The sequence below is a fragment of the Pantoea vagans genome (assembly GCF_004792415.1).
GTDB classification, from domain to species: Bacteria; Pseudomonadota; Gammaproteobacteria; order Enterobacterales; family Enterobacteriaceae; genus Pantoea; species Pantoea vagans.
In genome coordinates this window covers 998,892-1,024,777 of the sequence record NZ_CP038853.1, presented here as the reverse complement: position 1 = coordinate 1,024,777, position 25,886 = coordinate 998,892, and the positions used below count along the sequence as shown (strand labels likewise).

The following is a 25,886-nucleotide window of genomic DNA, read 5'->3' as shown; positions in this document are numbered from 1 at the left end:
TGCTGACTGCAGCCATTCTGCGTCGGGCCTGAGCAGTCAACCTCCCGGTATCACTTTGCCTCCCCCGCTACTCTTTGAAATCACTGGCGTCCAGTTCATGCCGGGACAGCAGCTTATAGAACTCCGTGCGATTACGCCCGGCCAGACGTGCGGCGTTGGTCACATTGCCTTTGGTCATCTGCAACAGCTTGCGCAGATAGTTCAGCTCAAACTGATTGCGCGCCTCCGCAAAGGTCGGCAACGCGCTGTTTTCGCCGCTTAAGGCCTGCTCCACCAGCGCATCGCTAATTACCGGCGATGAACTCAGTGCCACGCACTGCTCAATCACGTTCACCAGCTGACGCACGTTGCCTGGCCAGCTGGCCGCCATCAGACGCTTCATCGCATCGACGGAAAAACTGCGAATCTGCGGTTTATGCCGTTCTGCCGCCTGACGTAACAGATGATTAGCCAGCAGCGGGATATCTTCGGTGCGCTGATGCAGCGCCGGAATCTTCAGGTTCACCACATTCAGACGATAGAAGAGATCCTCACGGAATTCCTTCTTCTCCATCGCCTTTGGCAGATCGCGATGGGTAGCTGAAATGATGCGCACGTCGATCTCAATATCGTGATCGCTGCCCAGCGGCCTGACCTTACGCTCCTGCAGCACCCGCAGCAATTTCACCTGCAGCGGTTGCGGCATATCGCCAATCTCATCCAGGAACAGCGTGCCGCCGCCCGCGGTTTTAAACAAACCGTCACGGGCACTGACCGCACCGGTAAACGCCCCTTTAGCGTGACCGAACAGCTCTGATTCCAGCAGTTGCTCAGGCAGTGCGCCACAGTTAATGGCGACAAACGGCTTGCCGTTACGCGGGCTGGCGGCGTGAATTGCCTGCGCCAGCATCTCTTTACCGGTGCCGCTCTGACCGTTAATCAGCACGCTGAAGTCGGACTGCGCCACCATGTGCGCCTGCTCCAGCAGCTTCAACATCAGCGGGCTGCGGGTGACAATCGCTTCGCGCCAGCGGTCATCGCTGACCGGCGCCTGCTGTGCCAGCGCCTCATCAATCGCTTTATAGAGCGCATCTTTGTCCACCGGTTTGGTCAGGAAGCTGAAGACGCCCTGCTGCGTGGCAGAGACCGCGTCCGGAATGGAGCCGTGCGCCGTCAGGATAATCACCGGCAGACCGGTGTGACGCTTCTGGATTTCGCCAAACAGCGCCAGACCGTCCATTTCATCCATCCGCAGATCGCTGATCACCAGCTCGATTTTCTCTTTCTGTAGCAGACGCAACGCTTCAGGTCCGCTGGCCGCGGTGGTGACCTGATATCCTTCGCTGCGAAGACGCATGCCCAGCAGCTTCAGCAGGCTGGGATCGTCATCCACCAGCAGCAATTTTGCCGCTTGTCTCACCATCATTGCTCCTCATCCTGCGGCAGTGCCGTGCCGTGACCGCTGTCAGACACATCCGGGGCTTTGCGTGATGAAAGCTGGCGCTCAATGTCAGTCAGCCGCTCCAGCTTATGCTGCGTGTCGCTGAGCTGCTGCTGCTGTTTCACCATCTGCTGGCGTATCGCCTCCAGCTGCGTATCACTGCTCTGCTGCAGATGGGCATAACGGGTGCGCGCTTCACTGAGGTCAAGCTGCGCGGTCTGATTACTGCGCCACAGCTGAATCAGCGGGCGCACGGACTGCGGAAAATCGCTGCTGTAGCGATCCAGGGTTTCAACATAGCGACGACGTTCAACAGGCGTCACGTTGCCGTTGGACATCAGTACGCCCTGCTTGAAGGCGCGCGACCAGTTTTCAGCCGGCCAGCGATGGGCTTCGGCACGGGCCTCCGCGGGAGAAAGACGTTCGGCACAGTCGATCGCCCGCATCCAGTAGAGGGTGTTACCCAGCGCCGTACTATTTTCTATCGGCCACAGGTCACTGCAGCGGGTCGCCAGGTAATCAGCGATTCTGACCTCGGGTTCCGCCACCTGATGGCCTGACGGCAAAGAGGAGGTGGCCGGGGAGGTCGTACATCCGCTGAGGAGCAGCGTAGTCAGCGTGCTCAACAGCAAAGCGGGTAAATATTTCATCAGTCAGACTTTCCCGGCTGTGGTGTTAAGTTCAATTCGAAAACAGACGTCAGCCTGCTCGCAGGAGACCAGCGTCAGGTCGCCCTGCATCCGGCGCAGGCAATCTTTAGCGATACTCAATCCCAGTCCGCTGCCTTTCACCGGCCCTTTACGCTGCTGGCTGCCCTGGTAGAACGGTTCGAAAATCATCGCCTGCTCTTCCGGCGGGATCGGCGAGCCACTATTCGCGACCTCAATCCAGACCCGATCGCCCTGCTGCTGACTGCGAAGCCAGATGGTACCGGATTCGCTGCCGTAGTTCACGGCGTTCGAATAGAGGTTATCGATGACCCGCATCAGTAACATCGGTTCTGCAAGGCAGTGACTGACCTTAAGATCGACGACCGTCTGCATCAGTTTGGCGCGCGCCGAGAGCGCATGTGCGTTAACGACGTCTTCCACTATCTCCGCCACGCTGACCGGCTCCAGCGCGATCGGGCCATCCGCCAGTTTGCGGTTGTAATCGAGCAGCTGTTCAATCAGCTGCTGCAGATGGCGGCTGCTGCTGTCGAGGATAGTGACTACCTCTTTTTGATCGGCATTCAGCGACCCGGCGACTTCGTCCGCCAGCAGTTCCGTGCCTTCACGCAGGCTGGCCAGCGGCGTTTTCAGCTCGTGAGAGAGATGGCGAAGAAATTCATGACGCTGCGATTCCAGCCACTGAAGCCGCTCGCTGAGCCAGACGATGCGTTGTCCCAGCGATCGCAATTCGCGCGGACCGCGAAATGTCCCGCTGTTACCCAGTGCCCGCCCTTCGCCAAGCCGGTTGATCATCCGCTCAATGCGCTTAACCGGACCGATAATCATGCCGGTAAACAGCGTCATCAGTGCCAGACTGATGATAAACAGAATCAGCGCCTGCCAGCCAAAAAACTGGCCGCGATCGGCAATTTCGCGCTGCAACTGTAAGCCACGCGAAAAGACCACCTCGCGCGTGTCCTGCACCATCTGCGCATTGGTCGCAGAAAAGCGATCCAGCGCCTCTGCGGCAACTGGCACCGGATTGCCATTGTCACATTTCAGTGGCGTCAGCAGCGGCAGCGTCGCCTGTAAGGTCTGGAATGCGGGCAGTTCGGGCAGGCTCGCGCTGTGTGAGCTCAGCATCTGACTGTAGCGGGTATGCTGAGTCTGATAGAGGCGCGCCAGCGAGGCATCATCCAGCACGCAGTACTGGCGATAGCTACGCTCCAGCTCAACCGCCGTTCGCGCCATCGCCTCACTTCTGCGTACATCGGTAAAGGTATTGCGGTTGGTGTCCGCAGCCTGTTCGCTTAATGCAGAGAGACTTTCCCACGCCTGCCAGGCCAGTACCAGCAGGGGCAGCAGCACCAGGACAAACGCCATCAGCACCAGCTGACGCAGAGAACGGGGAAATAAACGCCATTTTTTCACGCAGCCGCTTCCTTAAGATTCGCTGTCTGGATGCTAGCGGACTCTGTCAGCGGAAGAAAGGGGAACAAAAGAAAACGGCAGGCTCAATGGCCTGCCGCTGGCACGACGCGTAGTGCATCGCGTAAGAATGGGTGGAGCCTTACTCAACGTTACGTCCGGTGTTTGATAACGCAAGCGATTATCGGTCAGGTGGACGGCAGGCTCCGTTTGGTGCGTCATTCGGACTTTATGAGCTCTTATCCGCTAAGCGGGGCAATCATAAACAGGTGAATGAGCAGCTGCATGAGTATAGCAAGTTCCATGCCAGAAAATAAATCATTATATTTTTCAGCAAATTGAGCAGGCCCGCCCGCTGACTGTCGCGAAAAATCTTATATCAGCACAGGCTGCCTGTCTCCGTAAGGCGACACTAAAACCAGTCTGATAAGCACACATTAAAAATCAACGAGATAAATGTCGCCATACAGCGACAGTGCAACGACCCTGTTGTCGCCATTTGCCAACAGCGGCGCAAAAAAAGAACAGGAGGCACGCTGGCCTCCTGTTCATTTCAGTGGATTAAATTAACCCAGCTGTCTGCGCGCATTGCGGAAAATGCGCATCCACGGACTGTCTTCGCCCCACTCAGCTGGATGCCAGGAGTTACTGACGGTACGGAACACGCGCTCCGGATGCGGCATCATAATGGTGACGCGGCCACTTTCATTGGTCACGGCGGTGATGCCGTTAGGAGAACCATTTGGGTTAGCCGGATAGGTTTCTGTCACCTTGCCGAAGTTATCGACAAAGCGCAGTGCCACCAGCCCTTTCGACTCCAGCGCTGCCAGATGCGTCGCATCACGGACTTCGACAAAGCCTTCACCGTGCGAAACCGCGATAGGCATATGCGAACCGGCCATGCCGTCCAGCAGCAGTGACGGACTGGCGGCCACTTCGACCAGGCTGAAGCGTGCTTCAAAGCGCTCAGACTGGTTACGCACGAAGCGCGGCCAGAGATCGCTGCCCGGGATCAATTCGCGCAGATTCGACATCATCTGGCAACCGTTGCAGACGCCCAGCGCCAGGGTTTGTGGACGATGGAAGAAGGTTTCGAACTCGTCACGCACGCGCGGGTTGAACAGAATCGATTTCGCCCAGCCCTCACCGGCACCCAGCACATCACCGTAAGAGAAGCCGCCACAGGCAACCAGCGCCTGGAACTCTTCCAGACCGCGACGTCCGGCCAGCAGATCGCTCATGTGAACGTCAATGGCGGTGAAACCGGCCCGGTCAAAGGCAGCGGCCATCTCGACGTGGGAGTTCACGCCCTGCTCACGCAGCACCGCGACGCGTGGACGTGCGCCCGTAGCGATCATCGGCGCCGCCACATCTTCCTGCGGATTAAAGGTCAGATTCACGTTCAGGCCAGGGTCACTGTCGTTCTTCTTCGCTTCATGTTCCTGATCGGCACACGCCGGGTTGTCGCGCAGGCGCTGCATCTGCCAGGTGGTTTCCGCCCACCAGGTGCGCAGCGTGGTACGGCTTTCGCTGTAAACCGCGCTGTCACCGGCACGGATCACAAAGCGATCGCCCGGCTGTGCGCTGCCCAGCAGATGCGTCGAGGCGGCAAGGCCGTGATCCGCCAGGATCTGCTCAACCACCGCGCGATCGGCGGCATTGATCTGGATCACCGCACCCAGCTCTTCGGTAAACAGAGCAGCCAGCGCATCGTTGCCCAGCGAGGCGATATCAACGTCGATACCGCAGTGACCGGCAAACGCCATTTCGGCCAAGGTCACCAGCAGACCGCCGTCGGAGCGGTCGTGGTAGGCCAGCAGTTTCTGCTCAGCCACCAGCGCCTGAATCGCATTGAAGAAGCCCGCCAGCTGTGTGGCATTACGCACGTCGGCAGGTTTATCGCCGAGCTGACGATAGACCTGCGACAGCGCGGTTGCACCCAGCGTATTCGCGCCGTTGCCCAGGTCAATCAGCAGCAGCAGGTTATCCTGATCGGCCTGCAGCTGTGGCGTGACGGTACGACGAACATCTTCGACGCGGGCAAACGCGGTAATCACCAGCGACAGCGGTGAGGTCATCTCTCGCTGTTCGGTGCCTTCCTGCCAGCGGGTTTTCATCGACATCGAATCTTTACCGACCGGGATAGTGATCCCCAGCGCCGGGCAAAGCTCTTCGCCGACCGCTTTCACCGCCGCATATAAACCGGCATCTTCGCCCGGATGGCCGGCTGCAGACATCCAGTTAGCCGAGAGTTTCACGCGCTTCAGCGAACCAATCTGCGTGGCCGCCAGGTTAGTCAGTGCTTCACCCACCGCCAGACGACCCGACGCCGCGAAGTCCAGCAGCGCAACCGGTGAACGTTCGCCCAGGGCAAAGGCTTCGCCGTGGTAGCTGTCGAGACTGGCGGTGGTCACCGCACAGTTGGCAACCGGGATCTGCCACGGGCCGACCATCTGATCGCGCGCTACCATGCCGGTCACGCTGCGGTCACCGATGGTGATCAGGAAGGTTTTCTCCGCTACGGCAGGCAGATGCAGCACGCGATTCACCGCATCGACCAGCGTAATGCCGTCGCGCTGCAGTTCAGTACCCTGTGCCTGCTGTGTCACCACATCACGCGTCATCTTCGGCGTTTTGCCCAGCAGCACGTCAAGCGGCATGTCGATTGGCTTATTATCGAAATGACTATCTTCCAGGCTCAGGTGCAGTTCTTCGGTCGCTTCACCAATCACCGCGAACGGAGCACGTTCGCGCTGGCAGATCGCCTCAAACTGCGCGAGCTGATCGGGCGCGACGGCCATCACATAACGTTCCTGTGATTCGTTACACCAGACTTCCAGCGGGCTCATGCCTGGCTCGTCACTCAGGATGTCACGCAGGTTAAACCGGCCACCGCGGCCACCATCGCTGACCAGCTCCGGCATGGCGTTGGAAAGGCCGCCCGCGCCTACGTCGTGAATAAACAGAATCGGGTTCTCATCGCCCAGCTGCCAGCAGCGGTCGATCACTTCCTGGCAACGGCGTTCCATTTCCGGGTTATCACGCTGAACCGAGGCGAAGTCGAGATCGGCATCAGACTGGCCCGAGGCCATAGATGATGCCGCGCCGCCGCCCAGGCCAATGTTCATAGCCGGTCCACCCAGCACCACCAGCTTCGCGCCGACGGTGATTTCGCCTTTCTGCACGTGATCGGCACGGATGTTACCGATGCCGCCCGCCAGCATAATCGGCTTGTGATAGCCGCGCAGCTCGGTGCCGTTGTGGCTGGTGACCTGCTCTTCATAGGTACGGAAATAGCCATTCAGTGCCGGACGACCAAATTCATTGTTAAACGCAGCGCCGCCCAAGGGGCCGTCGGTCATGATTTCCAGCGCGCTGACGATGCGCGCCGGTTTGCCGAAATCCTCTTCCCACGGCTGTTCAAAGCCAGGGATGCGCAGGTTAGAAACCGAGAATCCAACCAGGCCCGCTTTGGGCTTGGAGCCGCGTCCGGTTGCGCCTTCATCACGGATCTCACCACCGGAACCGGTCGCGGCGCCTGGCCACGGCGAGATGGCCGTTGGATGGTTATGCGTCTCCACCTTCATCAGGATGTGCGCGGCTTCCTGATGCCAGCGGTACTCGCTCTCGCCGGCGTCAGCAAAGAAGCGGCCGACTTCTGACCCTTCCATCACGGCGGCGTTATCTTTATAAGCAGAGAGCACGAAGTCCGGCGTCTGCTCCATGGTGTTTTTGATCATCTTAAACAGCGACTTCGGCTGTTTCTCGCCGTCGATAATCCAGTCGGCGTTGAAGATCTTGTGACGACAGTGCTCAGAGTTCGCCTGCGCAAACATATAGAGTTCAATGTCGTTGGGATTGCGGCCCAGCGCGGTAAATGCCGCCACCAGGTAGTCAATTTCATCGTCTGCCAGCGCCAGACCCAGTGAGATATTTGCCTGAACCAGCGCCTGACGGCCCTCACCCAGCAGATCGACGCTCTTCACCGGCTGCGGCGTATGGTGCGCAAACAGCTGCTCAGCCTGCGCCAGATCGCTATAGACCGTCTCCATCATCCTATCGTGCAGCAGTGTGCCCAGCGTCTGCCACTGCGCTTCCGTCAGTTGCGGAGCCTGCACATAAAAGGCCAGACCGCGTTCCAGACGGCGTACCTGCGGCAGGCCGCAGTTATGAGCAATGTCGGTGGCTTTGGATGACCAGGGCGAAATGGTGCCGGGACGTGGTGTCACCAGCAGCAGACGTCCCTGTGGGGCATGTTCAGCGAGAGAGGGACCATACTTCAGCAGGCGTTGCAGGCGGCTCTGTTCGTCAGCGGTTAAAGGCGTACTGACATCAGCAAAATGGATGTACTCAGCGTAAATATCACTCACCGGCAGATGAGCGTCCTGAAAGCGGGTCAGCAGTTTGTTTACACGAAATGCCGACAGGGCGGGCGAACCACGCAGAATTTCCATTAATAAGTCTCTCGTCAGGGCGCCGGGCGACGCTTGATTGGGCGCAACAGGGAAAACGGGGCGTATTATAGAGAAAGCGACCTCGCGACGAAACCGTTTGCGCACAATTTTTGGCAACCCGGATTTGCCTGAATTTTGCGCAAAAGCTGCTATAAAAGTTGCTCAGTGTGATTTTGTTGCGCAAAATGCCCCTCGCTCTGGGAGTTCAAAGAAGATAAATACTGCCTTTAAAAGACAGAGGCCTTAGAGCCAGCGAGAGATAACTATTTGAAACGCCTAAAATTTAATTATCTGTTTATCGGTCTGGTTGCCGTGCTGTTAGCGTTAGCGCTGTGGCCATCCATTCCCTGGTATGGGGGTGGGCAGGACAGGATTTCACAGATTAAATCACGGGGAGTCCTGCGGGTCAGTACCATCAACTCCCCATTAACGTACTACACAGTTAACCAGTTACCGGCCGGTATGGATTATGAGCTGGCAAAACGCTTCGCCGATTATCTTGGCGTCAAACTGAAGGTGACGGTTCGTCCTAACCTGAGCGATCTGTTTGATGATCTTGACGAGGGTAAAGCCGATTTGCTGGCCGCTGGCCTGAACTACAACAATGAACGCCTGACGCGCTATCAGACCGGGCCAGGTTACTACAACGTTTCACAACAGCTGGTCTATCGTGTGGATAAGCCACGCCCTAAAAACCTCGGTGACTTAAAGGGGCGGCTGACGGTTGCGTCCGGATCGGCCTATCTGTCCACGCTCAAGAGCGCGCGTTCCAATCAGTTCCCCGATCTGGACTGGGCGATCTCCACCGATCAGAGTCCTAAAGCCCTGCTGGAAGCGGTCGCCGACGGCAAGCTCGACTACACCATTGGTGACTCGGTGACCATCGCCCTGCTGCAGCGCATCTATCCGCAGCTGGCGGTGGCGTTCGATGTTACCGATGAAGAGCCGGTGACCTGGTATGTGCGGCACAGCGATGACGACAGCCTGAATGCAGCAATGCTCGACTTCTTTAATGGTATGGGCGAAGAAGGCGCGATGGCGCGGCTGGAGGAGAAATATCTCGGTCACGTCGGCACCTTTGACTATGTTGATACCCGCACATTCCTGCGCGCCATCGACAATACGCTGCCCGACATTAAGCCGCTGTTTGAGAAGTATGCCACCAGCATCGACTGGCGACTGCTGGCGGCGATCTCTTATCAGGAGTCGCACTGGAACCCGCAGGCTACCTCACCGACCGGCGTGCGCGGCATGATGATGCTGACGCGTAACACCGCTGATAGCCTGGATGTGGGTGATCGAACCGATCCCGAACAGAGCATTCGCGGCGGCAGTCAGTATCTGCAGGATATGATGGCGAAGGTGCCGCAGACCATCCCGGAAGATGAGCGCATCTGGTTTGCGCTGGCGGCTTATAACATGGGTTATGCCCATATGCTCGACGTCCGCAAGCTGACGGCACGCCAGGGCGGTAATCCGGACAGCTGGGCGGATGTGAAGCTGCGTCTGCCCATGTTAAGCCAGAAGCGCTACTACACTCAGACAGCTTATGGCTATGCCCGTGGGCATGAAGCCTATAACTACGTGGAGAATATCCGCAAGTATCAGATAAGCCTGGTGGGCTATCTGCAGGAGCAGGAGAAGCGTCTGGCGCGGCAGGCTGAAGCCCAGGCCGAACTGGCGAAGGGCTATCCGGCGGTCGAACCGAAGATCGCCATGAATTAACCCTGGCGTTGCGCCTGACGCAGCGCTTTTTTCTGCTCGCGACGCATACGGAAGAAGTCGCTCAGCATGGCGGCACACTCTTCAGCCAGCACGCCGCTGTGCAGTTCAACCTGATGATTCATGCCAGGATGGCCCAGCACATCCAGCAGCGATCCCGCCGCCCCACTTTTAATATCGTGCGCACCATAGACCAGTCGGCTAATACGGCTGTGAACCATGGCACCGGCACACATCACACACGGCTCCAGCGTGACGTAGAGCGTAGTATCCAGCAGGCGGTAATTTTCCAGTACTTTACCGCCCTGCCGCAGCGCCATGATCTCTGCATGCGCGGTCGGATCGTGCTGGCCGATGGGCCGGTTCCAGCCTTCGCCAATCACCCGGTCGTTCTGAACCAGCACCGCACCCACCGGCACTTCGCCCTGCTCCCAGGCGCGGCGCGCCAGGCTAAGCGCGTGGCGCATCCAGTATTCATCTTGTTGTTTCACGCTGACCACTCCGGGCGACTGAAAAGCGGCGCATTATAGCGATCTCTGCGAGCGTGTCGAAACTTATTCCAGCTGTTGTAGTTCACCCGCCGGGGTTACACGCCAGCGATGCTGACAGAAGAACAGTAACGGGTTGTCCTGTTTGCTGTCGCTGTAGCCACTGTAGAGCTGTAACGGCGTGCCGATTTTCTCTTCAAGCTGGGCCACTTTCTCATGACCGAGGCAGCGCATCGCCAGCACACGCCCGCCCCAGCCACGACGCATCTGACTGGCAATCAGCTTCACGCGTGGCAGAAACGCGGAGTCGTAATAGACCTGCTCCACCAGCGACTGTGGCGATCCGGTGATCAGCCAGACGTCAGCGTCATCACTGCCGAGGTAATCCGTCAGGCGCTGCTGCACCACCGGAAAGGCCTTTACGCGCAGGCGAAACCACTGGGCAAACTCGGCTTCGAGGCGCAGCAATGTCTGCTCGGAGCGGCCAAAGGTAATTGACCAGAGCAGCAGGCTCATGGGCCAGCGTGCCGCGCGGCCTTTAAACAGCAGACCGATGCCCACCACCGGCAGTAACGGCACCACCAGCAGCAGATTAAGCGGGCGGCGACGCAGCAGATAGCGCATAAAGGTGCCGAACATGTCCTGCTGATGCAAAGTGCCATCGAGGTCGAAAAATACGATGCGACGTTGTGTTCCCCTGGTCAAACAACTCTCCTTAACGGCTGATTCCGGGATGATAAAGAGTAGTGTAGCCATCATCAGGCGGTACGGCGATGACGGTCATTTTTAATTCCGATGACTACAATGCCCAATGAATAGTTTATTCTTCACTGATTATCCCTGAATTACGAGGATTGGGCATGAGTTCATTGCTGCGCATTCGCCAGCTTTATCCACGTCTGGCATTGAACGAGCGTCGGCTGGCGGATTTTTTACTGTCGCAACCCGATCGGGCACGTCACCTGAGTTCGCAAAAGCTGGCGGAAGAGTCGGGCGTCAGCCAGTCGAGCGTGGTGAAATTTGCTCAGAAGCTGGGATATAAAGGCTTTCCGGCGCTTAAGCTGGCTCTGAGTGAGTCACTGGCGGACAAGGATGCCATTACCGTGCATAACCATATTCTCAGCGACGATCCGCTTAAAATGGTGGGGGAAAAGCTGCTGACCGAAAAGCTCTCGGCGATCCGCGCCACGCTGGATATTAATAGCGAAGAGAAGCTCAACGATGTGTTACAGCTGCTGAAAAATGCCCGGCGTATTTTACTGGTCGGCATCGGCGCATCGGGCCTGGTGGCAAAGGACTTCTCCTGGAAGCTGATGAAGATTGGTATCAATGCGGTGGCGGAACAGGACATGCATGCCCTGCTGGCCAGCGTGCAGGCGATGGGGCCAGGCGATGTGCTGCTCGCTATCTCCTACACCGGGGAACGGCGCGAGATTAATCTGGCGGCGCAGGAAGCGGTTCAGGTTGGGGCCGATGTGGTGGCATTTACCGGCTTTACGCCGAACACCCTGCAACAGAGTGCCAGCTACTGTCTCTACACGGTGGCGGAAGAGCAGAGCACCCGCAGCGCGGCGATCTCTTCCACTACGGCGCAACTGGCCCTGACCGATTTGCTGTTTATGGCGCTGGTGCAAAACGATCCGGAACGCGCGTCGAGTCATATCCGTCACAGCGAAGCGCTGGTGAAAAAGCTGGTCTGATCAGTGGCAGCGCGTATAATACCCGCGTTTTTTCTGTTGTTACCAGGTGGGATAAATGGCGCTGTTGATTACGTCCAGATGCATTAACTGTGATATGTGCGAACCGGAGTGCCCGAACCAGGCGATTTCACTGGGCGATACGATCTATGAGATTGATGTCAGCCGCTGCACGGAATGCGTCGGGCATTACGAAGCGCCAACCTGTCAGCGTGTCTGCCCCATCGACAATACCATTATCACTGACCCACAGCACACCGAATCACGCGATGCGCTGTGGGATAAGTTCGTGCTGCTGCACGGCTAGCTTTCAATGATTACCGTGGCGCAGGCGTAGTGACGCTCGTCGGCCAGCGTTACGTGAACGTGGTTAACGCCCAGCTTCTCTGCCACGTCAGCGGCCTGCTGAAAGAAGCGTAACCCCGGTTTACCCAGCGCATCGTTGTAAACTTCGAACTGATTAAACGCCAGACCACCGCGAATGCCGGTGCCAAAGGCTTTGGCTGCCGCCTCTTTAACCGCAAAGCGTTTAGCAAGAAAGCGCACCGGCTGTTTGTGCGCCTGATACTGCTGCCATTCGGCTTCACTCAATACCCGACGCGCCAGCCGGTCACCGGAACGCGCTATCACGTCGGCGATGCGTTCAATCTCAACGATGTCGCTGCCCAGTCCCAGAATAGCCATCAGCGGCGGGCTTCACGCAGCAGTTGCTTCATCTCTTTGACCGCATCCGGCAGGCCACTCATCACCGCACGGCCGATAATCGCATGGCCGATATTCAGCTCATGCATTTCCGGCAGCGCCGCAATCGGCAGCACGTTGTGATAGGTCAGACCGTGACCGGCATTCACCTTCAGCCCCAGGCTGGCGGCAAAGGTCGCGGCATGGCGAATGCGTGCCAGCTCTGCGTCACGCGCACGTCCCTCGGGTGCCTCGGCATAAGCGCCGGTGTGAATTTCGATGTAAGGCGCACCCGTGGCAACGGCCGCTTCGATCTGGCGGTGGTCGGCATCAATAAACAGTGAAACCAGAATGCCCGCGTCACGCAGCAGTCTTACGGCCGCGTTCATCTTCTCCTGCTGCCCTGCCACATCCAGTCCGCCTTCCGTGGTCACTTCCTGACGCTTTTCCGGCACCAGACAGCAGAAATGGGGCTGGATATCACAGGCGATGCCGATCATCTCATCGGTGACCGCCATCTCCAGATTCATGCGCGTCTGGATGGTGTCCCGCAGAATACGTACGTCGCGGTCGGTAATGTGACGGCGATCTTCGCGCAGGTGCACCGTAATGCCGTCTGCGCCTGCCTGCTCGGCGATGAACGCCGCCTGCACCGGGTCGGGATAGTTTGTCCCACGGGCGTTACGCACCGTGGCAATGTGATCGATATTGACGCCTAACAGCAACTCAGCCATAACCATCCTCACTTCTTTTCCATCGTGATGTTGAGTGTACCGCGCAACTATAAACCGTCAGTACACCCTGCGCTATTCATCTGTCTGTTCGGGCTTTTTCTTCGGGATAAACTGGCGGAACAGCTCCTGACTTTTCAGCGGCTTGCCACCCAGGTAGGGCTTCAGGGCAATACGGGTAAACCGCTTCGCGGCGCGCAGTGTGTCGGCATCGGGAAACTCACGTTCGCACAGGGCGTGCAACTCACGGCCAGTAAAGCTGCGCTGATTAACCACCAGACTGGCGATAAAACCGCGCTCTTCACGGTAACTGTACGTCATGTCGTCGCTGACCGGCTCGCCGCTACCAGCGCAATGCAGGAAGTCGACGCCGTAGCCCAGGTGACCGAGCAGCGCCAGTTCAAAACGGCGCAGGGCCGGTTCGGGCTTGCCGTGCGTTGAGGCTAATGCCTGAAGGCAGTTGAGATAGTCGAAGAAGAGTTCCTGGAAGGGCGATTCCGGCTGCAGTACGCGAGAGACCAGCTCATTGACGTAGAGACCGCAGTAGAGCGTAATGCCGCTGAGCGGTAAAGCCAGCGACACCGCTTCGGCGTTGCGCAGGGTTTTAACGTCCCCACGCCCGCTCCAGCGAACCAGCAGCGGGGTAAAAGGCTGTAACGCACCTTTCAGCTGGGAGCGCCGCGAGCGTGCGCCCTTGGCCAGCACCCGAACCCGCCCTTCGTTTTCGCTGAACAGGTCGAGCAGCAGGCTGGTTTCGCTATAGGGACGACTATGCAGCACAAAGGCGCGTTGCCAGCCTTCCATTGAATCAGAGCTCGTCTGTATAACCCAGGCTACGCAGCGCTCGTTCGTCATCTGCCCAGCCGGATTTCACTTTCACCCACAGTTCGAGATGCACTTTCGCTTCGAACATCTCTTCCATGTCCCTGCGCGCTTCTGTTCCGATGACTTTGATTTTGGCACCTTTGTTGCCAATCACCATCTTCTTCTGCCCTTCGCGCTCGACCAGAATCAGACCATGAATGTCGTAACCGCCGCGTTCGTTGGTCACGAAGCGCTCAATCTCCACGGTGACCGAGTAAGGCAGTTCAGCGCCCAGGAAACGCATCAGTTTTTCACGGATCATCTCTGACGCCATGAAACGCTGAGAGCGATCGGTGATGTAATCTTCCGGGAAGTGATGATCGGCCTGCGGCAGATGCTTGCGGGTAATCGCCGCAATGGTATCGACGTTTTTGCCGCTCTCCGCAGAGATTGGCACGATATCAAGGAAGTTCATCTGCTGGCTCAGGAACTGCAGATGCGGCAGCAGAATGGTTTTATCCTGGATGTTGTCGACTTTATTCACAGCCAGCACAACCGGCACTTTGTTGTCGCGCAGTTTGTTTAACACCATCTCATCATCTGGCGTCCAGCGGGTACCTTCAACGACGAAGATCACCAGCTCAACGTCGCCAATGGAACTGCTGGCTGCACGGTTCATCAGACGGTTAATGGCGCGCTTCTCTTCCATGTGCAGTCCGGGGGTATCGACGTAAATCGCCTGATAGTTGCCCTCAGTATGAATGCCCATGATGCGGTGGCGCGTGGTTTGCGGCTTACGCGAGGTGATCGACACCTTCTGCCCCAGCAACTGGTTCAGTAAGGTGGATTTACCGACGTTCGGTCGGCCAACAATCGCGACAAAGCCGCAATAAGTAACGTTTTCGCTCATTCGAGTCCTGAATTGTTCAGCGCCTGATGCGGCGCCGTAGAGTGCTATTTGAGTCATGTGTCATTCAGCGTCTTCTGACGCCGGGATAGAGCTGTGAGAGGGTGATTGATTCAGCGCCGGTCCGGCACTGTCACCCCGACAGACCTATTCGAGACCTAATTTTATCAGTGCCTGTTCAGCCGCTGCCTGCTCGGCTTTACGGCGGCTGGAGCCGACGCCGACGACCGGCTCGGCCATGCCACTCACCTGACAGTGAATGGTAAATTCCTGATCGTGGGCTTCGCCACGCACCTGCACCACCAGATAACTTGGCAGCGGCAGATGACGTCCCTGCAGATACTCCTGCAGGCGCGTTTTGGGATCTTTTTGTTTGTCGCCAGGACTGATTTCATCCAGGCGCGTCTGATACCAGTCGAGGATCAGCTGCTCTACCCGCTCGATGCTGCTGTCGAGGAAGATGCCGCCAATCAGCGCTTCCACCGTATCCGCCAGGATCGATTCGCGACGGAAACCGCCGCTTTTCAGCTCACCCGGCCCTAAGCGCAGGCACTCGCCAAGATCAAATTCGCGAGCCATTTCAGCCAGCGTATTGCCACGCACCAGCGTGGCACGCATGCGGCTCATGTCACCTTCATCAACCCGCGGGAAGCGGTGATAAAGGGCATTCGCAATCACATAGCTAAGAATAGAATCGCCCAGAAATTCCAGGCGCTCGTTGTGCTTACTGCTGGCGCTGCGGTGAGTCAGGGCCTGCTGTAACAGTTCCGAATGAGTAAAAGTGTAGCCCAGTTTGCGCTGAAGCTTGTTAATCAGGATGGGGTTCATGCGATTCCAGTTCTTTGTTGCGTCTGTGACTCTGCATACCAAACGGGGCTGGCAGTCCAACACGTTCCGTTTGGTGTGCAGTGGCCTCCCTGAGGAGGCCACCCGATTTGCCTGTTAATCAGACAAAATTATTAGTGGATACCGCCGATGCGACTGAATCGCACGCCGGTTGGCCACTGACCTTCTTGTTTCTCAAAGCTCATCCAGATAGCGACCGCTTTGCCGACCAGATTACGCTCAGGGACAAAGCCCCAGTAGCGGCTGTCGGCGCTGTTATCACGGTTGTCGCCCATCATGAAGTATTGCCCTTTCGGCACGACCCAGCTCGCCTGCGGCTGACCCGGCTGCTGATAATACATGCCCGCCTGACTCTGCGCTTCGTTAACCAGCAGAATGTCATGCGTCACGTTGCCAATTGTCTCTTTGCGGGTTCCCAGGCGCAGACCACCGCGCAGGGTATCACCCTGTGGCACCTGATAAAAACCGTTGCCGGTTTCGTTGCCATCAAAGCCGCTAAAGGTCTGGATAAAGTTGCTTGGCTCAACGTCGGTGTAAGTCACTGCTAACGCTGTGTCGCAGGCTTTATCATCACCACAGGTCGGTTTCACCGTCAGCGTTTTGCTGTAAGGATCATAGATGACTTTATCGCCTGGCAGGCCAATAACGCGCTTAATGTAGTCCAGGCTCGGATCTTTCGGGTATTTAAATACCGCAATGTCGCCGCGCTTCGGCTGACCGGTTGGGATCAGCGTGGTCTGGGTGATCGGATCCTTGATGCCGTAGGCGAATTTCTCTACCAGGATAAAGTCACCAATCAGCAGTGTTGGCATCATCGAGCCAGAGGGAATCTGGAACGGTTCGTAAATAAACGAACGCACGATGAAAACCACGGCCAGCACCGGGAACACGGAGGCGGTGGTCTCAACCCAGCCTGGCTGTGAAGAGACTTTCGCCAGCGTTTTGCTGTCAAGTGCGTTACCGGTCTGGGCTTGTGCCGCCGCCTGTTTCGCGCGACGCTCCGGTGCCCATTTGAAACGATCAATTACCCAGACGATGCCAGTAATCAGCGTCGCTATCGCCAGAATCAGGGCGAACATATTAGCCATTGGAAATCCTTATTTGCTGTCCTTACCGACATGCAGAATGGCGAGGAACGCTTCCTGTGGCAGCTCAACGTTACCAACCTGCTTCATACGCTTCTTACCATCTTTCTGTTTCTGCAACAGTTTCTTCTTACGACTGACGTCACCGCCATAACACTTGGCGAGAACGTTTTTACGCAGCTGTTTAACCGTTGAGCGAGCAATAATGTGGTTACCAATCGCAGCCTGAATCGCAATATCAAACTGCTGACGCGGGATGAGCTCTTTCATTTTCTCAACCAGATCGCGGCCGCGATAAGGCGCATTGTCGCGGTGAGTAATCAGCGCCAGCGCATCCACACGTTCAGAGTTAATCAGTACATCGACACGCACCATGTCTGAAGGCTGGAAACGTTTGAAGTTGTAATCCAGCGAGGCATAACCGCGCGAGGTGGATTTCAGACGGTCAAAGAAGTCGAGGACCACTTCTGCCATCGGAATTTCATACGTCAGTGCAACCTGATTACCGTGGTAAACCATGTTGGTCTGCACGCCACGCTTCTCAATACAGAGCGTGATGACGTTGCCCAGATACTCCTGCGGCAGCAGCATATGACATTCCGCGATCGGCTCACGCAGTTCTTCGATGTTATTCAGTGGCGGCAGCTTGGATGGGCTGTCGACATGAACAATTTCGCCGCCGGTGGTCACGACTTCATACACTACCGTCGGTGCAGTGGTAATCAGATCGAGGTCGTATTCGCGCTCCAGACGCTCCTGGATGATTTCCATGTGCAGCAGACCGAGGAAGCCACAACGGAAACCAAAGCCCAGCGCCGTTGAGCTTTCTGGCTCATAGAACAGCGAGGCATCGTTCAGGCTCAGCTTGCCGAGCGCATCACGGAACGCTTCATAGTCGTCAGAGCTGATCGGGAACAGACCGGCATAAACCTGCGGTTTCACTTTTTTAAAGCCTGGCAGCGCTTTGTCTGCCGGGTTGCGTGCGGTGGTCAGGGTATCCCCCACCGGTGCGCCGAGAATATCTTTAATGGCGCAGACCAGCCAGCCGACTTCACCGCAGTTCAGTTCATTACGATCGACACGTTTCGGGGTAAAGATACCCAGGCGGTCAGCGTTATAGACCTGGCCGGTGCTGAGGACTTTGATCTTGTCACCTTTACGCATGGTGCCGTTTTTCACACGCACCAGCGAGACAACGCCCAGGTAGTTATCAAACCAGGAATCGATAATCAGCGCCTGCAGCGGGCCTTCCGGATCGCCTTCCGGCGGCGGAATATCGCGCACTAAGCGTTCCAGCACGTCCGGAACGCCGACGCCGGTTTTAGCGGAGCAGCGCACCGCATCAGCCGCATCGATGCCGACAATATCTTCAATCTCCTGCGCAGCGCGATCGGGATCGGCGGCCGGCAGGTCAATTTTGTTCAGAACCGGCACTACTTCCAGATCCATCTCCATCGCGGTGTAGCAGTTCGCCAGTGTCTGCGCTTCAACACCCTGACCCGCATCCACCACCAGCAATGCACCTTCGCAGGCAGCCAGTGAGCGGGAAACTTCATAAGAGAAGTCTACGTGGCCCGGAGTATCGATGAAATTGAGCTGGTAAGTTTCGCCGTCTTTCGCGTGGTAATCGAGTGTGACGCTCTGTGCTTTGATAGTAATGCCACGCTCACGCTCCAGATCCATAGAGTCAAGAACCTGCGCAGCCATTTCACGGTCAGAGAGGCCACCGCAGATCTGAATAAGGCGGTCAGAGAGCGTAGATTTACCATGGTCGATATGAGCGATGATGGAGAAATTTCTTATGTGCTTCATTTATAGGGATATCTTCGCTTAAAATTCAGTTGAAAATCTGAGCACAGACACATTCAGGAAGATCGCTCTTTACCCACAATCCTGTCAGCCTCATTAATGACGACGCATATTACACTGTTAACGCCGCGCATAAAAGAATGGAACGTGGTGGAAGCGAAACAGATATCTGCGCAAGGCAGAACGGACAAAGGCCGCGGGATGCGCGGCCTGGACGTACATTACGCTTCGCTTTCAACACGCAGCGCATCGGGAGGGAGGGCAATGTTCAGAATGACCGGCTGAAAGGCTTCGCGATCGCCAAATTTCATTGAAACGCCTTTCGCGACAATAAAGCCGCCGATGCCACCCAGCAGTGCGCCACAGGCGGCCGCCAGATCGCTGCTGAACAGCGACTGAAACAGGCCAGCAACCACGAACAGGCCAAACAGCGGCGTCATGTAGACCAGCAGCGCTGAACCCAGCAGGCTGCTCTCTTTGATGCCTAACTCAATGCGCTGTCCCGGCTGCAGCGGCTTGCTGCTGGCAATCTGCATCACGTGAGCATTCTTCGGACCGAGTTTGTTCAGCATATGGCTGCCACAGCCTTTGCGTGCCTGGCAGCTGTTGCAGGACGTTTTTGCTTCGGTGTGCAGTGTGGCAATGCCATCCTGCCATGCCACCACGGTGGCCCATTCTCTCATCATTTTTGTGACCCCAGGTCGATGCTGTCCGCAATACGTTTTGCGGTTGAGGGCGGTAATTCGCCGATCACCGCAATTTCGTTATTATTGCGCACAACGGTCTGGACCGTACGACGCCCAGTGCGCAATGTCTGGGTTGTGCTGCTTTTATCAGCTGGCGTCACGTTGATCGCGAAACTAAACAGACCATCGCTGTAGAGCTTCGACTCAATATTTTTGTTCAGCCCCGGCAGCGTGCGACGATTCTGCGACACCAGCGACATGCCTGCGGGTATCCAGCCTGGCTGCCAGGCGACGGTAACCGCGTCCCCTTTCGGTACGGACAGTGACGGTGGCAGATTCGCTTTCTCCAGCCCCTGCATCAGATTGCGTACTCCGTCATCCACCGCAAAGCTGATGACGCGGAACTGCTCCAGCGTTTCACCATCACGATCGAGCAGGTCGATGCGCAGCGGCAGCTTGGTATCCACATCCAGCCAGACCACATAGCTGTAGCGCGTGCCATCGCGTGACACAATGCGCAACACATCACACATCTGATCGGCAATGCGCGAGCGACCCACGGTAATAAAATCGTAGGCAGTGGCGAGTTTGGTGAAATCAGCAAAAATCACCGACGGCAAAGCGTCGATAATGTGATTGCCAGGAAGCGAGAAAGGATCGAGGCCGGGTTCGAAGTAGCTGATATCGTTGCCACGCTGAATCACTTCCCGACGTGGCCCGTCCATCTGCAACAGCTGCGCGAATATCCGGTTATCGATCACAGCATGACGATAACGCAGCGATTCAATGCCGATGCGCGAGACGTTGATATAGGCAAATTCGTAGTTAAGGTTCTGACTTGCCTGCTCCATCTGCTGCAATAGCGCCCCGGACGCAGTAGTTTGCGCCGGGGCGGCAGATGACCACAACAGGCTGCCTGTCAGCAGGCTAACAGCATACCAAAACGGCTTCATTACTGCTGCTGCTGTCCTAATGACTGGTTTCCGGGAACATCAACCTGCGCCTGTTTTGGCGCATCGGTTTCAAACTGCAGCTGATCAGCATGCAGACGACGTTGCAGTTCATAGTCCTGCAGCATGGCGTTCACGCGACGACGCTGATCCTGAACCTGCTGATTTGAGCTGTTGGTGTCAAAGGCATCGGATGGCACACCCAGGCTCACCGGTGAAGCTTTACCCATCATCGGCAGCGTATTAAACACCGGAGAGTCAGAGGTCTGCGTGGCGCTACCCTGCGGCTGATTGTAGTGCTGAACACCCACGATCACGGCCAGTGACACACAGGCAGCTACGCCCACCTGAGTCAGTTGCGCAGCCCACGGGCGCGCTTTTTTCCAGAACGGCATTTTTTCCCAGCGGGAAGGTTCTGGCTGAGCTTCAGGGATCAGCGTGGTAATCGTACGCAACGGTTCTTTTTCGATAGCAGCAGCGACGCGCGCAGAGATATCAAAATGCAGGACATCGCCCACATCACCGCGCATGGTATCGCGAATAAGATGATAGCTCGCCCAGCTTTTCTGTAGTTCTGCATCCTTAGACAAGGCGGAAAACAGCTCGTTATCTAAGGTCTCACCATCCATTAAAGCGGAAAGTTTTTCTTTCTGCATGCCTATGTACCCTTCCAGTAGCCGTTATCACTAACGTTGGATAAGCGGTTGAACTTTGTTATCAATGGCCTCTCGCGCACGAAAGATACGTGATCGAACAGTGCCTACCGGGCAATCCATAATGACGGCGATCTCTTCATAACTCAGACCGTCCAGTTCCCTGAGGGTGATTGCCATACGCAAGTCCTCGGGTAGCGCCTCGATGGTACGAAAGACAATTTGTTTCAATTCGTCAGACAACATTAAGTTCTCAGGGTTCGAAATTTCTTTTAATGCACCCGCACTTTCGAAATTTTCTGCGTCAATCGCATCCACATCGCTGGATGGCGGACGACGCCCCTGAGCAACCAGGTAATTTTTCGCTGTGTTTACCGCAATGCGGTACAGCCAGGTATAAAACGCGCTATCGCCCCGGAAAGAGTCCAGTGCGCGATACGCTTTAATAAACGATTCCTGTACTACATCAGGTACGTCGCCCGAGGGAACATAGCGTGAAACCAAACTCGCCACTTTATGCTGGTAACGAATCACCAGTAAGTTGAACGCTTTTTGATCTCCCTTCTGAACCCGCTCGACAAGGACCTGATCCGTTAACTGCTCGCTCATCCGAGGTAATGTCTCCCCAAATTTTTCATATGCATAAAGTAACTGCCAGCACATCTCATGTTTCTGAGCAAGCATGCGCTTAGAGTTGTGATGTGGTGCGAAGTTCACTTCCCGCCGTGATATTTACCGCTCCGATGGAGATAACACAGGTTGTTCGTTTTCGTTCAGTGTCAGGAGCGTAAATCGCAGGCAGAGTAACCTATGACAACAGCTTTTTCATCATTAAATCCTTTAGGTTTAATAAGTTTGCTATAAAAAACCACGGCTGAAGCGGTATGTTTTTAACTTACTGATTATAGGTGACTTTAGATAATTGTCAGATTAACGCGCGCATCTGATGTTTAAAATACTTCACAGAACTCCCTGTTAAGCTTATGCTCAGGCCTGGTCTTGTTTAGTAAATTAAACATTATGATGAATGCAAACCCGGATTATCAGTGTGATGTGTTGATTGTGGGCAGCGGTGCGGCTGGACTGTCGCTGGCGTTACGGCTGGCAAAACAGTATCAGGTGACCGTTCTCAGTAAAGCGCAGGTCAATGAAGGGTCAACCCTTTATGCGCAGGGCGGTATTGCTGCGGTCTTTGATGAGACGGACAGCATCGAGTCGCACATCGAAGACACGCTGATTGCCGGCGCGGGATTATGCGACCGTGAGGCCGTGTCGTTTATTGCCAGTAATGCCCGGCATTGCGTGCAGTGGCTAATCGACAACGGCGTTGCGTTTGATCTCGATCCGCAGGCGGCGGGTGACATGCGTTATCACCTGACGCGCGAAGGCGGCCACAGTCATCGCCGCATTCTGCACAGTGCTGACGCCACCGGCCACGCAGTAGAAACCACGCTGGTGAGCCAGGCATTGAGCCATCCTAACATCCGGATTCTGGAGCGCACCAACGCGGTCGATCTGATTCTTTCAGATAAAATCGGCCTGCCTGGCCCACGCCGGGTGGTGGGTGCGTGGATCTGGAATCGTAATCGCGAGCAGGTCGAAACCTGTCGGGCGCGGGCCGTCGTCGTTGCAACCGGCGGTGCCGCCAAAGTCTATCAATATACTACTAACCCTGACATCGCCTCGGGTGATGGCATCGCGATGGCGTGGCGCGCGGGTTGCCGGGTAGCCAATCTGGAATTTAACCAGTTTCATCCGACCTGCCTGTTTCATCCTCAGGCGCAGAATTTCCTGTTAACCGAAGCGTTACGCGGAGAAGGTGCCTGGCTGTTACGTCCCGATGGCAGCCGTTTTATGCCCGATTTCGATGAGCGCGCCGAACTGGCCCCGCGCGATATTGTTGCCCGCGCTATCGATCACGAGATGAAAAGGCTGGGTGTGGACTGTATGTATCTGGATATCAGCCACCAGCCTGAAGAGTTTGTGCGCGCGCACTTCCCGATGATCTATGAGAAGTTGCTGACCTTTGGCTTTGACCTGACCAAAGAGCCGATTCCGATCGTGCCCGCCGCGCATTACACCTGCGGTGGCGTCGTCGTCGATCAGCACGGTCAGACCGATGTTAGTGGCCTGTATGCCATTGGTGAAGTGAGTTATACCGGCCTGCATGGCGCTAACCGCATGGCCTCCAATTCGCTGCTGGAGTGTCTGGTGTATGGCTGGTCCGCGTCAGAGGAGCTGATGCGTACCCTGCCCGGCATTGAAGCCGTCACTGCCCTCCCTGCATGGGATGAGAGTCAGGTCGATGACGCCGATGAACGCGTAGTAATCCAGCATAACTGGCACGAGCTGCGGTTATTCATGTGGGATTATATGGGAATCGTCCGCACCACCCGGCGGCTGGAACGGGCGCTGCGTCGCATCAACCTGCTTCAGCAGGAAATCGATGAATATTATCACCACTTCCGCCTCTCCAATAATCTGCTGGAGCTGCGGAATCTGGTGCAGGTCGCTGACCTGATGGTGCGCTGCGCGCTGGAGCGAAAAGAGAGTCGCGGCCTGCACTATATCCGTGACTATCCAGACTTACTGCCAGAAGCGCTGCCGACTATTCTGACCCCGCCGGGTTACATGAAGAGGTAAAAGTCCTGCGTCAGGCTACACCACTCATCGGAATAGCGGGTGTCTGGTGCGCGGATTGCGAGACGCTCCAGCAGCGTTTCCCCAGCCTGCGGCGACAGACCCAGTACGACGCGGTGCGGCGGACGATGAGCATATTCCGCCACGTCTAGCCGGAAACGAAGATGCCAGCCATCAGCCTGCGCCAGGGTGATAAACGTCTGCCCAATATCGACGGGCAGCACCACGCAGAACATCCCCTCTTCTTCAATTAATAAGGCTGCACTGCGTAACAGCGTCTGATGATCGAGCGAGGCCGTTGCGCGTGCATTGTCCCGTGCCACGGTAGAACAGGCTACGCCCGGCGCGAAATAAGGGGGATTGCTGACAATTAGCGAGTAACGTTTATCGCACTGTTCAGACCAGCTGGCGATATCCTGCTGATGAACCTGAATACGTTCAGGCCACGGTGACTGCTGCACATTCTGCTGCGCCTGCTGTGCGGCTTCACGTTCTAACTCCACCGCATCGATTTGGACCTGTGACGGCGTGCGCTGCGCTAGCATCAGCGCGATTAACCCGCTGCCGCTGCCAATATCCAGAATGCGTCTGACTCCGGCGACCGGCGCCCAGGCACCAAGCAAAATGGCATCGGTGCCCACTTTCATCGCACAGCGATCGTGGGCAACAAAAAATTGTTTAAAGGTAAATCCGTTCTTGTTTAACTGAGGCCGTTCACGCGGCTTATCCTGCATCATTCGTCACTACCATCGTTTTTTCCTGCCGCACGGCAGCGCATGAGTGTAACGTGACGACAGTGGGAATTCACGCAGCAGACAACCCCAGGCGCAGCGGAAACGGATTAACAGATGAAGATTCAGTCTGATCTGTCTATAATCAGTGCCCCAAACTGAGGTAGACCATGACAGTAACCACATTTTCCGAACTCGAACTCGACGAAAGCCTGCTACAAGCGTTGCAGGAAAAAGGCTTTACGCGCCCAACAGTGATCCAGGCCGCTGCAATTCCGCCCGCGCTGGAGGGCCGTGACGTTCTGGGTTCGGCACCTACAGGAACCGGGAAAACCGCCGCGTATCTGTTACCGGCGCTGCAGCACCTGCTTGATTTTCCGCGCAAGAAATCCGGGCCGCCACGCATCCTGATTGTGACCCCGACCCGTGAACTGGCGATGCAGGTTGCCGATCATGCGCGTGAGCTGGCGAAACATACGCATCTGGACATCGCCACGATTACTGGCGGCGTGGCTTACATGAACCATGCCGAAGTCTTCAGCGAAAATCAGGACATCGTGGTCGCGACCACCGGCCGTCTGCTGCAGTACATCAAAGAAGAGAACTTTGACTGCCGCGCCGTAGAAACCCTGGTGCTGGATGAAGCGGACCGCATGCTTGATATGGGCTTTGCTCAGGATATCGAAACCATCGCGGCTGAAACGCGCTGGCGCAAGCAAACCATGCTGTTTTCCGCCACCCTGGAAGGCGACAATATCCGTGACTTCGCCGAGCGTCTGCTGAACGAACCGGTTGAACTGGAAGCGGATCCGAGCCGTCGCGAGCGCAAAAAGATCCAGCAGTGGTACTACCGCGCGGATGACCTGCAGCATAAAACCAAATTACTGATTCATCTGCTGAAGCAGCCGGATGTAACGCGCAGCATTGTGTTCGTACGTAAGCGTGAACGTCTTCATGAACTGGTGAGCTGGCTGCACGAAGCGGGGATTCGTAGCAGCTATCTTGAAGGCGAAATGGTGCAGGCCAAGCGTAACGAAGCGATCAAACGTCTGAGTGAAGGCCGCGTTAACGTGCTGGTAGCAACGGATATCGCCGCGCGCGGCATCGATGTTGAAGATGTCAGTCACGTTTTCAACTATGACATGCCGCGTACCGCCGACACCTATCTGCACCGCATCGGTCGTACCGGTCGTGCGGGGCGTAAAGGCATAGCCATTTCGCTGGTTGAAGCGCATGACTTCGTGCTGCTGGGCAAAATCACACGCTACGTGAACGAGCCGATCAAAGCGCGTGTGATTGATGAGCTGCGCCCTGAAACGCGTGCGCCTGGTGCTAAAACCACGGGTAAACCGTCGAAAAAGGTGCTGGCAAAGCGTGCCGAGAAGAAAGCGAGCGAAACAGAAAAACCGCGCGTGAAAAAACGCCATCGTGATGCCAAAAACGTCGGCAAACGCCGCAAGGCAAGCGGCACTACGCCAGCTAACGAGAATGCGGAATAAAACAT

The 25,886-nt window shown here is 56.4% G+C and carries 23 protein-coding genes; 5 read left to right on the top strand and 18 right to left on the bottom strand.

The genetic code is table 11. From position 1 onward, the window contains the following. Positions 1-67: 67 nt before the first annotated feature. The 4 genes from glrR to purL form a co-directional block, all read right to left on the bottom strand. Positions 68-1,402: a two-component system response regulator GlrR gene (glrR, locus tag EGO56_RS04950; RefSeq protein WP_135910526.1), complete on the bottom strand. Its 1,335-nt coding sequence runs from the start codon at positions 1,400-1,402 to the stop codon at positions 68-70. Beyond that, complete coding sequence (gene qseG, locus EGO56_RS04945; RefSeq protein ID WP_107320023.1) at positions 1,402-2,070, bottom strand: two-component system QseEF-associated lipoprotein QseG; 669 nt, start codon at positions 2,068-2,070, stop codon at positions 1,402-1,404. Before qseG ends, glrR begins: the two co-directional genes overlap by 1 nt. A 3-nt stretch (positions 2,071-2,073) precedes the next feature. After that, a complete protein-coding gene (locus EGO56_RS04940) occupies positions 2,074-3,501 on the bottom strand; it encodes a sensor histidine kinase (RefSeq protein ID WP_061063128.1) in 1,428 nt (475 codons plus the stop codon). 563 nt (positions 3,502-4,064) lie between these two features. Continuing rightward, a complete protein-coding gene (gene purL / locus EGO56_RS04935; protein WP_135907844.1) occupies positions 4,065-7,952 on the bottom strand; it encodes a phosphoribosylformylglycinamidine synthase in 3,888 nt (1,295 codons plus the stop codon). A gap of 267 nt (positions 7,953-8,219) precedes the next feature. Between purL and mltF the strand changes: the two genes are divergently transcribed. Next, positions 8,220-9,677: a membrane-bound lytic murein transglycosylase MltF gene (gene mltF / locus EGO56_RS04930; RefSeq protein WP_013358751.1), complete on the top strand. Its 1,458-nt coding sequence runs from the start codon at positions 8,220-8,222 to the stop codon at positions 9,675-9,677. Here mltF and tadA read toward each other — a convergent pair. Both tadA and yfhb read right to left on the bottom strand, forming a co-directional pair. Beyond that, positions 9,674-10,141, bottom strand: coding sequence for a tRNA adenosine(34) deaminase TadA (gene tadA, locus EGO56_RS04925; protein WP_041457032.1), 468 nt, complete (start codon positions 10,139-10,141; stop codon positions 9,674-9,676). The two genes, mltF and tadA, sit on opposite strands and share 4 nt — an antisense overlap. Positions 10,142-10,228: 87 nt before the next feature. Beyond that, positions 10,229-10,867, bottom strand: coding sequence for a phosphatidylglycerophosphatase C (gene yfhb, locus EGO56_RS04920; RefSeq protein WP_033733545.1), 639 nt, complete (start codon positions 10,865-10,867; stop codon positions 10,229-10,231). Positions 10,868-11,022: 155 nt separating this feature from the next. On the opposite strand from yfhb, the gene EGO56_RS04915 reads away from it, so the two are divergent. Together EGO56_RS04915 and EGO56_RS04910 are read left to right on the top strand one after the other, a co-directional pair. Further along, positions 11,023-11,862 (top strand): MurR/RpiR family transcriptional regulator, encoded by an 840-nt coding sequence (locus EGO56_RS04915; RefSeq protein ID WP_010257643.1) that lies wholly within the window; start codon positions 11,023-11,025, stop codon positions 11,860-11,862. 55 nt (positions 11,863-11,917) lie between these two features. After that, complete coding sequence (locus tag EGO56_RS04910) at positions 11,918-12,166, top strand: YfhL family 4Fe-4S dicluster ferredoxin (RefSeq protein ID WP_110330757.1); 249 nt, start codon at positions 11,918-11,920, stop codon at positions 12,164-12,166. Here EGO56_RS04910 and acpS read toward each other — a convergent pair. From acpS to rpoE, 11 genes are all read right to left on the bottom strand, one after another. Then, positions 12,163-12,543, bottom strand: coding sequence for a holo-ACP synthase (gene acpS / locus EGO56_RS04905; RefSeq protein ID WP_013358755.1), 381 nt, complete (start codon positions 12,541-12,543; stop codon positions 12,163-12,165). The two genes, EGO56_RS04910 and acpS, sit on opposite strands and share 4 nt — an antisense overlap. Beyond that, complete coding sequence (gene pdxJ / locus EGO56_RS04900; RefSeq protein WP_013358756.1) at positions 12,543-13,274, bottom strand: pyridoxine 5'-phosphate synthase; 732 nt, start codon at positions 13,272-13,274, stop codon at positions 12,543-12,545. The genes acpS and pdxJ overlap by 1 nt, the downstream gene beginning before the upstream one ends. A gap of 72 nt (positions 13,275-13,346) precedes the next feature. After that, positions 13,347-14,075 (bottom strand): DNA repair protein RecO, encoded by a 729-nt coding sequence (gene recO, locus EGO56_RS04895; protein WP_135907843.1) that lies wholly within the window; start codon positions 14,073-14,075, stop codon positions 13,347-13,349. Positions 14,076-14,079: 4 nt separating this feature from the next. Next, positions 14,080-14,985, bottom strand: a complete 906-nt coding sequence (gene era / locus EGO56_RS04890) for a GTPase Era (protein ID WP_135907842.1) — start codon at positions 14,983-14,985, stop codon at positions 14,080-14,082. 144 nt (positions 14,986-15,129) lie between these two features. After that, a complete protein-coding gene (rnc, locus tag EGO56_RS04885; RefSeq protein ID WP_010257656.1) occupies positions 15,130-15,810 on the bottom strand; it encodes a ribonuclease III in 681 nt (226 codons plus the stop codon). Positions 15,811-15,941: 131 nt separating this feature from the next. After that, complete coding sequence (gene lepB, locus EGO56_RS04880) at positions 15,942-16,916, bottom strand: signal peptidase I (RefSeq protein ID WP_033733550.1); 975 nt, start codon at positions 16,914-16,916, stop codon at positions 15,942-15,944. A 9-nt stretch (positions 16,917-16,925) separates the two neighbouring features. After that, complete coding sequence (gene lepA, locus EGO56_RS04875; RefSeq protein WP_013358760.1) at positions 16,926-18,725, bottom strand: translation elongation factor 4; 1,800 nt, start codon at positions 18,723-18,725, stop codon at positions 16,926-16,928. 218 nt (positions 18,726-18,943) lie between these two features. Beyond that, the gene (gene rseC / locus EGO56_RS04870) at positions 18,944-19,408 is read right to left on the bottom strand and encodes a SoxR-reducing system protein RseC (protein ID WP_033783909.1); all 465 of its coding nucleotides are present in this window, start codon (positions 19,406-19,408) and stop codon (positions 18,944-18,946) included. Next, entirely contained in the window at positions 19,405-20,361 is a 957-nt protein-coding gene (rseB, locus tag EGO56_RS04865; protein ID WP_135907841.1) for a sigma-E factor regulatory protein RseB, read from the bottom strand. Before rseB ends, rseC begins: the two co-directional genes overlap by 4 nt. Next, entirely contained in the window at positions 20,361-21,014 is a 654-nt protein-coding gene (gene rseA / locus EGO56_RS04860) for an anti-sigma-E factor RseA (RefSeq protein ID WP_135907840.1), read from the bottom strand. Before rseA ends, rseB begins: the two co-directional genes overlap by 1 nt. A gap of 30 nt (positions 21,015-21,044) precedes the next feature. Further along, positions 21,045-21,620 (bottom strand): RNA polymerase sigma factor RpoE, encoded by a 576-nt coding sequence (rpoE, locus tag EGO56_RS04855; protein WP_013358764.1) that lies wholly within the window; start codon positions 21,618-21,620, stop codon positions 21,045-21,047. A gap of 414 nt (positions 21,621-22,034) precedes the next feature. Here rpoE and nadB point away from each other — a divergent pair, with 414 nt between their 5' ends. After that, complete coding sequence (nadB, locus tag EGO56_RS04850; protein ID WP_135910525.1) at positions 22,035-23,654, top strand: L-aspartate oxidase; 1,620 nt, start codon at positions 22,035-22,037, stop codon at positions 23,652-23,654. On the opposite strand, the gene trmN is transcribed toward nadB, so the two are convergent. Beyond that, positions 23,639-24,388, bottom strand: coding sequence for a tRNA(1)(Val) (adenine(37)-N(6))-methyltransferase TrmN (trmN, locus tag EGO56_RS04845; protein ID WP_135907839.1), 750 nt, complete (start codon positions 24,386-24,388; stop codon positions 23,639-23,641). The genes nadB and trmN overlap by 16 nt on opposite strands. Before the next feature lie 164 nt (positions 24,389-24,552). Between trmN and srmB the strand changes: the two genes are divergently transcribed. Next, the gene (gene srmB, locus EGO56_RS04840) at positions 24,553-25,881 is read left to right on the top strand and encodes an ATP-dependent RNA helicase SrmB (protein WP_033783912.1); all 1,329 of its coding nucleotides are present in this window, start codon (positions 24,553-24,555) and stop codon (positions 25,879-25,881) included. Positions 25,882-25,886 lie beyond the last annotated feature (5 nt).

Excerpts from the sequence above, each read along its gene's own strand:
- glrR (WP_135910526.1), bottom strand. The coding sequence starts at position 1,402 with ATGGTGAGACAAGCGGCAAAATTGCTGCTGGTGGATGACGATCCCAGC.
- qseG (WP_107320023.1), bottom strand. The coding sequence starts at position 2,070 with ATGAAATATTTACCCGCTTTGCTGTTGAGCACGCTGACTACGCTGCTC.
- purL (WP_135907844.1), bottom strand. The coding sequence starts at position 7,952 with ATGGAAATTCTGCGTGGTTCGCCCGCCCTGTCGGCATTTCGTGTAAAC.
- tadA (WP_041457032.1), bottom strand. The coding sequence starts at position 10,141 with ATGCGCCACGCGCTTAGCCTGGCGCGCCGCGCCTGGGAGCAGGGCGAA.
- EGO56_RS04915 (WP_010257643.1), top strand. The coding sequence starts at position 11,023 with ATGAGTTCATTGCTGCGCATTCGCCAGCTTTATCCACGTCTGGCATTG.
- EGO56_RS04910 (WP_110330757.1), top strand. The coding sequence starts at position 11,918 with ATGGCGCTGTTGATTACGTCCAGATGCATTAACTGTGATATGTGCGAA.
- acpS (WP_013358755.1), bottom strand. The coding sequence starts at position 12,543 with ATGGCTATTCTGGGACTGGGCAGCGACATCGTTGAGATTGAACGCATC.
- pdxJ (WP_013358756.1), bottom strand. The coding sequence starts at position 13,274 with ATGGCTGAGTTGCTGTTAGGCGTCAATATCGATCACATTGCCACGGTG.
- recO (WP_135907843.1), bottom strand. The coding sequence starts at position 14,075 with ATGGAAGGCTGGCAACGCGCCTTTGTGCTGCATAGTCGTCCCTATAGC.
- era (WP_135907842.1), bottom strand. The coding sequence starts at position 14,985 with ATGAGCGAAAACGTTACTTATTGCGGCTTTGTCGCGATTGTTGGCCGA.
- rnc (WP_010257656.1), bottom strand. The coding sequence starts at position 15,810 with ATGAACCCCATCCTGATTAACAAGCTTCAGCGCAAACTGGGCTACACT.
- lepB (WP_033733550.1), bottom strand. The coding sequence starts at position 16,916 with ATGGCTAATATGTTCGCCCTGATTCTGGCGATAGCGACGCTGATTACT.
- lepA (WP_013358760.1), bottom strand. The coding sequence starts at position 18,725 with ATGAAGCACATAAGAAATTTCTCCATCATCGCTCATATCGACCATGGT.
- rseC (WP_033783909.1), bottom strand. The coding sequence starts at position 19,408 with ATGATGAGAGAATGGGCCACCGTGGTGGCATGGCAGGATGGCATTGCC.
- rseB (WP_135907841.1), bottom strand. The coding sequence starts at position 20,361 with ATGAAGCCGTTTTGGTATGCTGTTAGCCTGCTGACAGGCAGCCTGTTG.
- rseA (WP_135907840.1), bottom strand. The coding sequence starts at position 21,014 with ATGCAGAAAGAAAAACTTTCCGCTTTAATGGATGGTGAGACCTTAGAT.
- rpoE (WP_013358764.1), bottom strand. The coding sequence starts at position 21,620 with ATGAGCGAGCAGTTAACGGATCAGGTCCTTGTCGAGCGGGTTCAGAAG.
- nadB (WP_135910525.1), top strand. The coding sequence starts at position 22,035 with ATGAATGCAAACCCGGATTATCAGTGTGATGTGTTGATTGTGGGCAGC.
- trmN (WP_135907839.1), bottom strand. The coding sequence starts at position 24,388 with ATGATGCAGGATAAGCCGCGTGAACGGCCTCAGTTAAACAAGAACGGA.
- srmB (WP_033783912.1), top strand. The coding sequence starts at position 24,553 with ATGACAGTAACCACATTTTCCGAACTCGAACTCGACGAAAGCCTGCTA.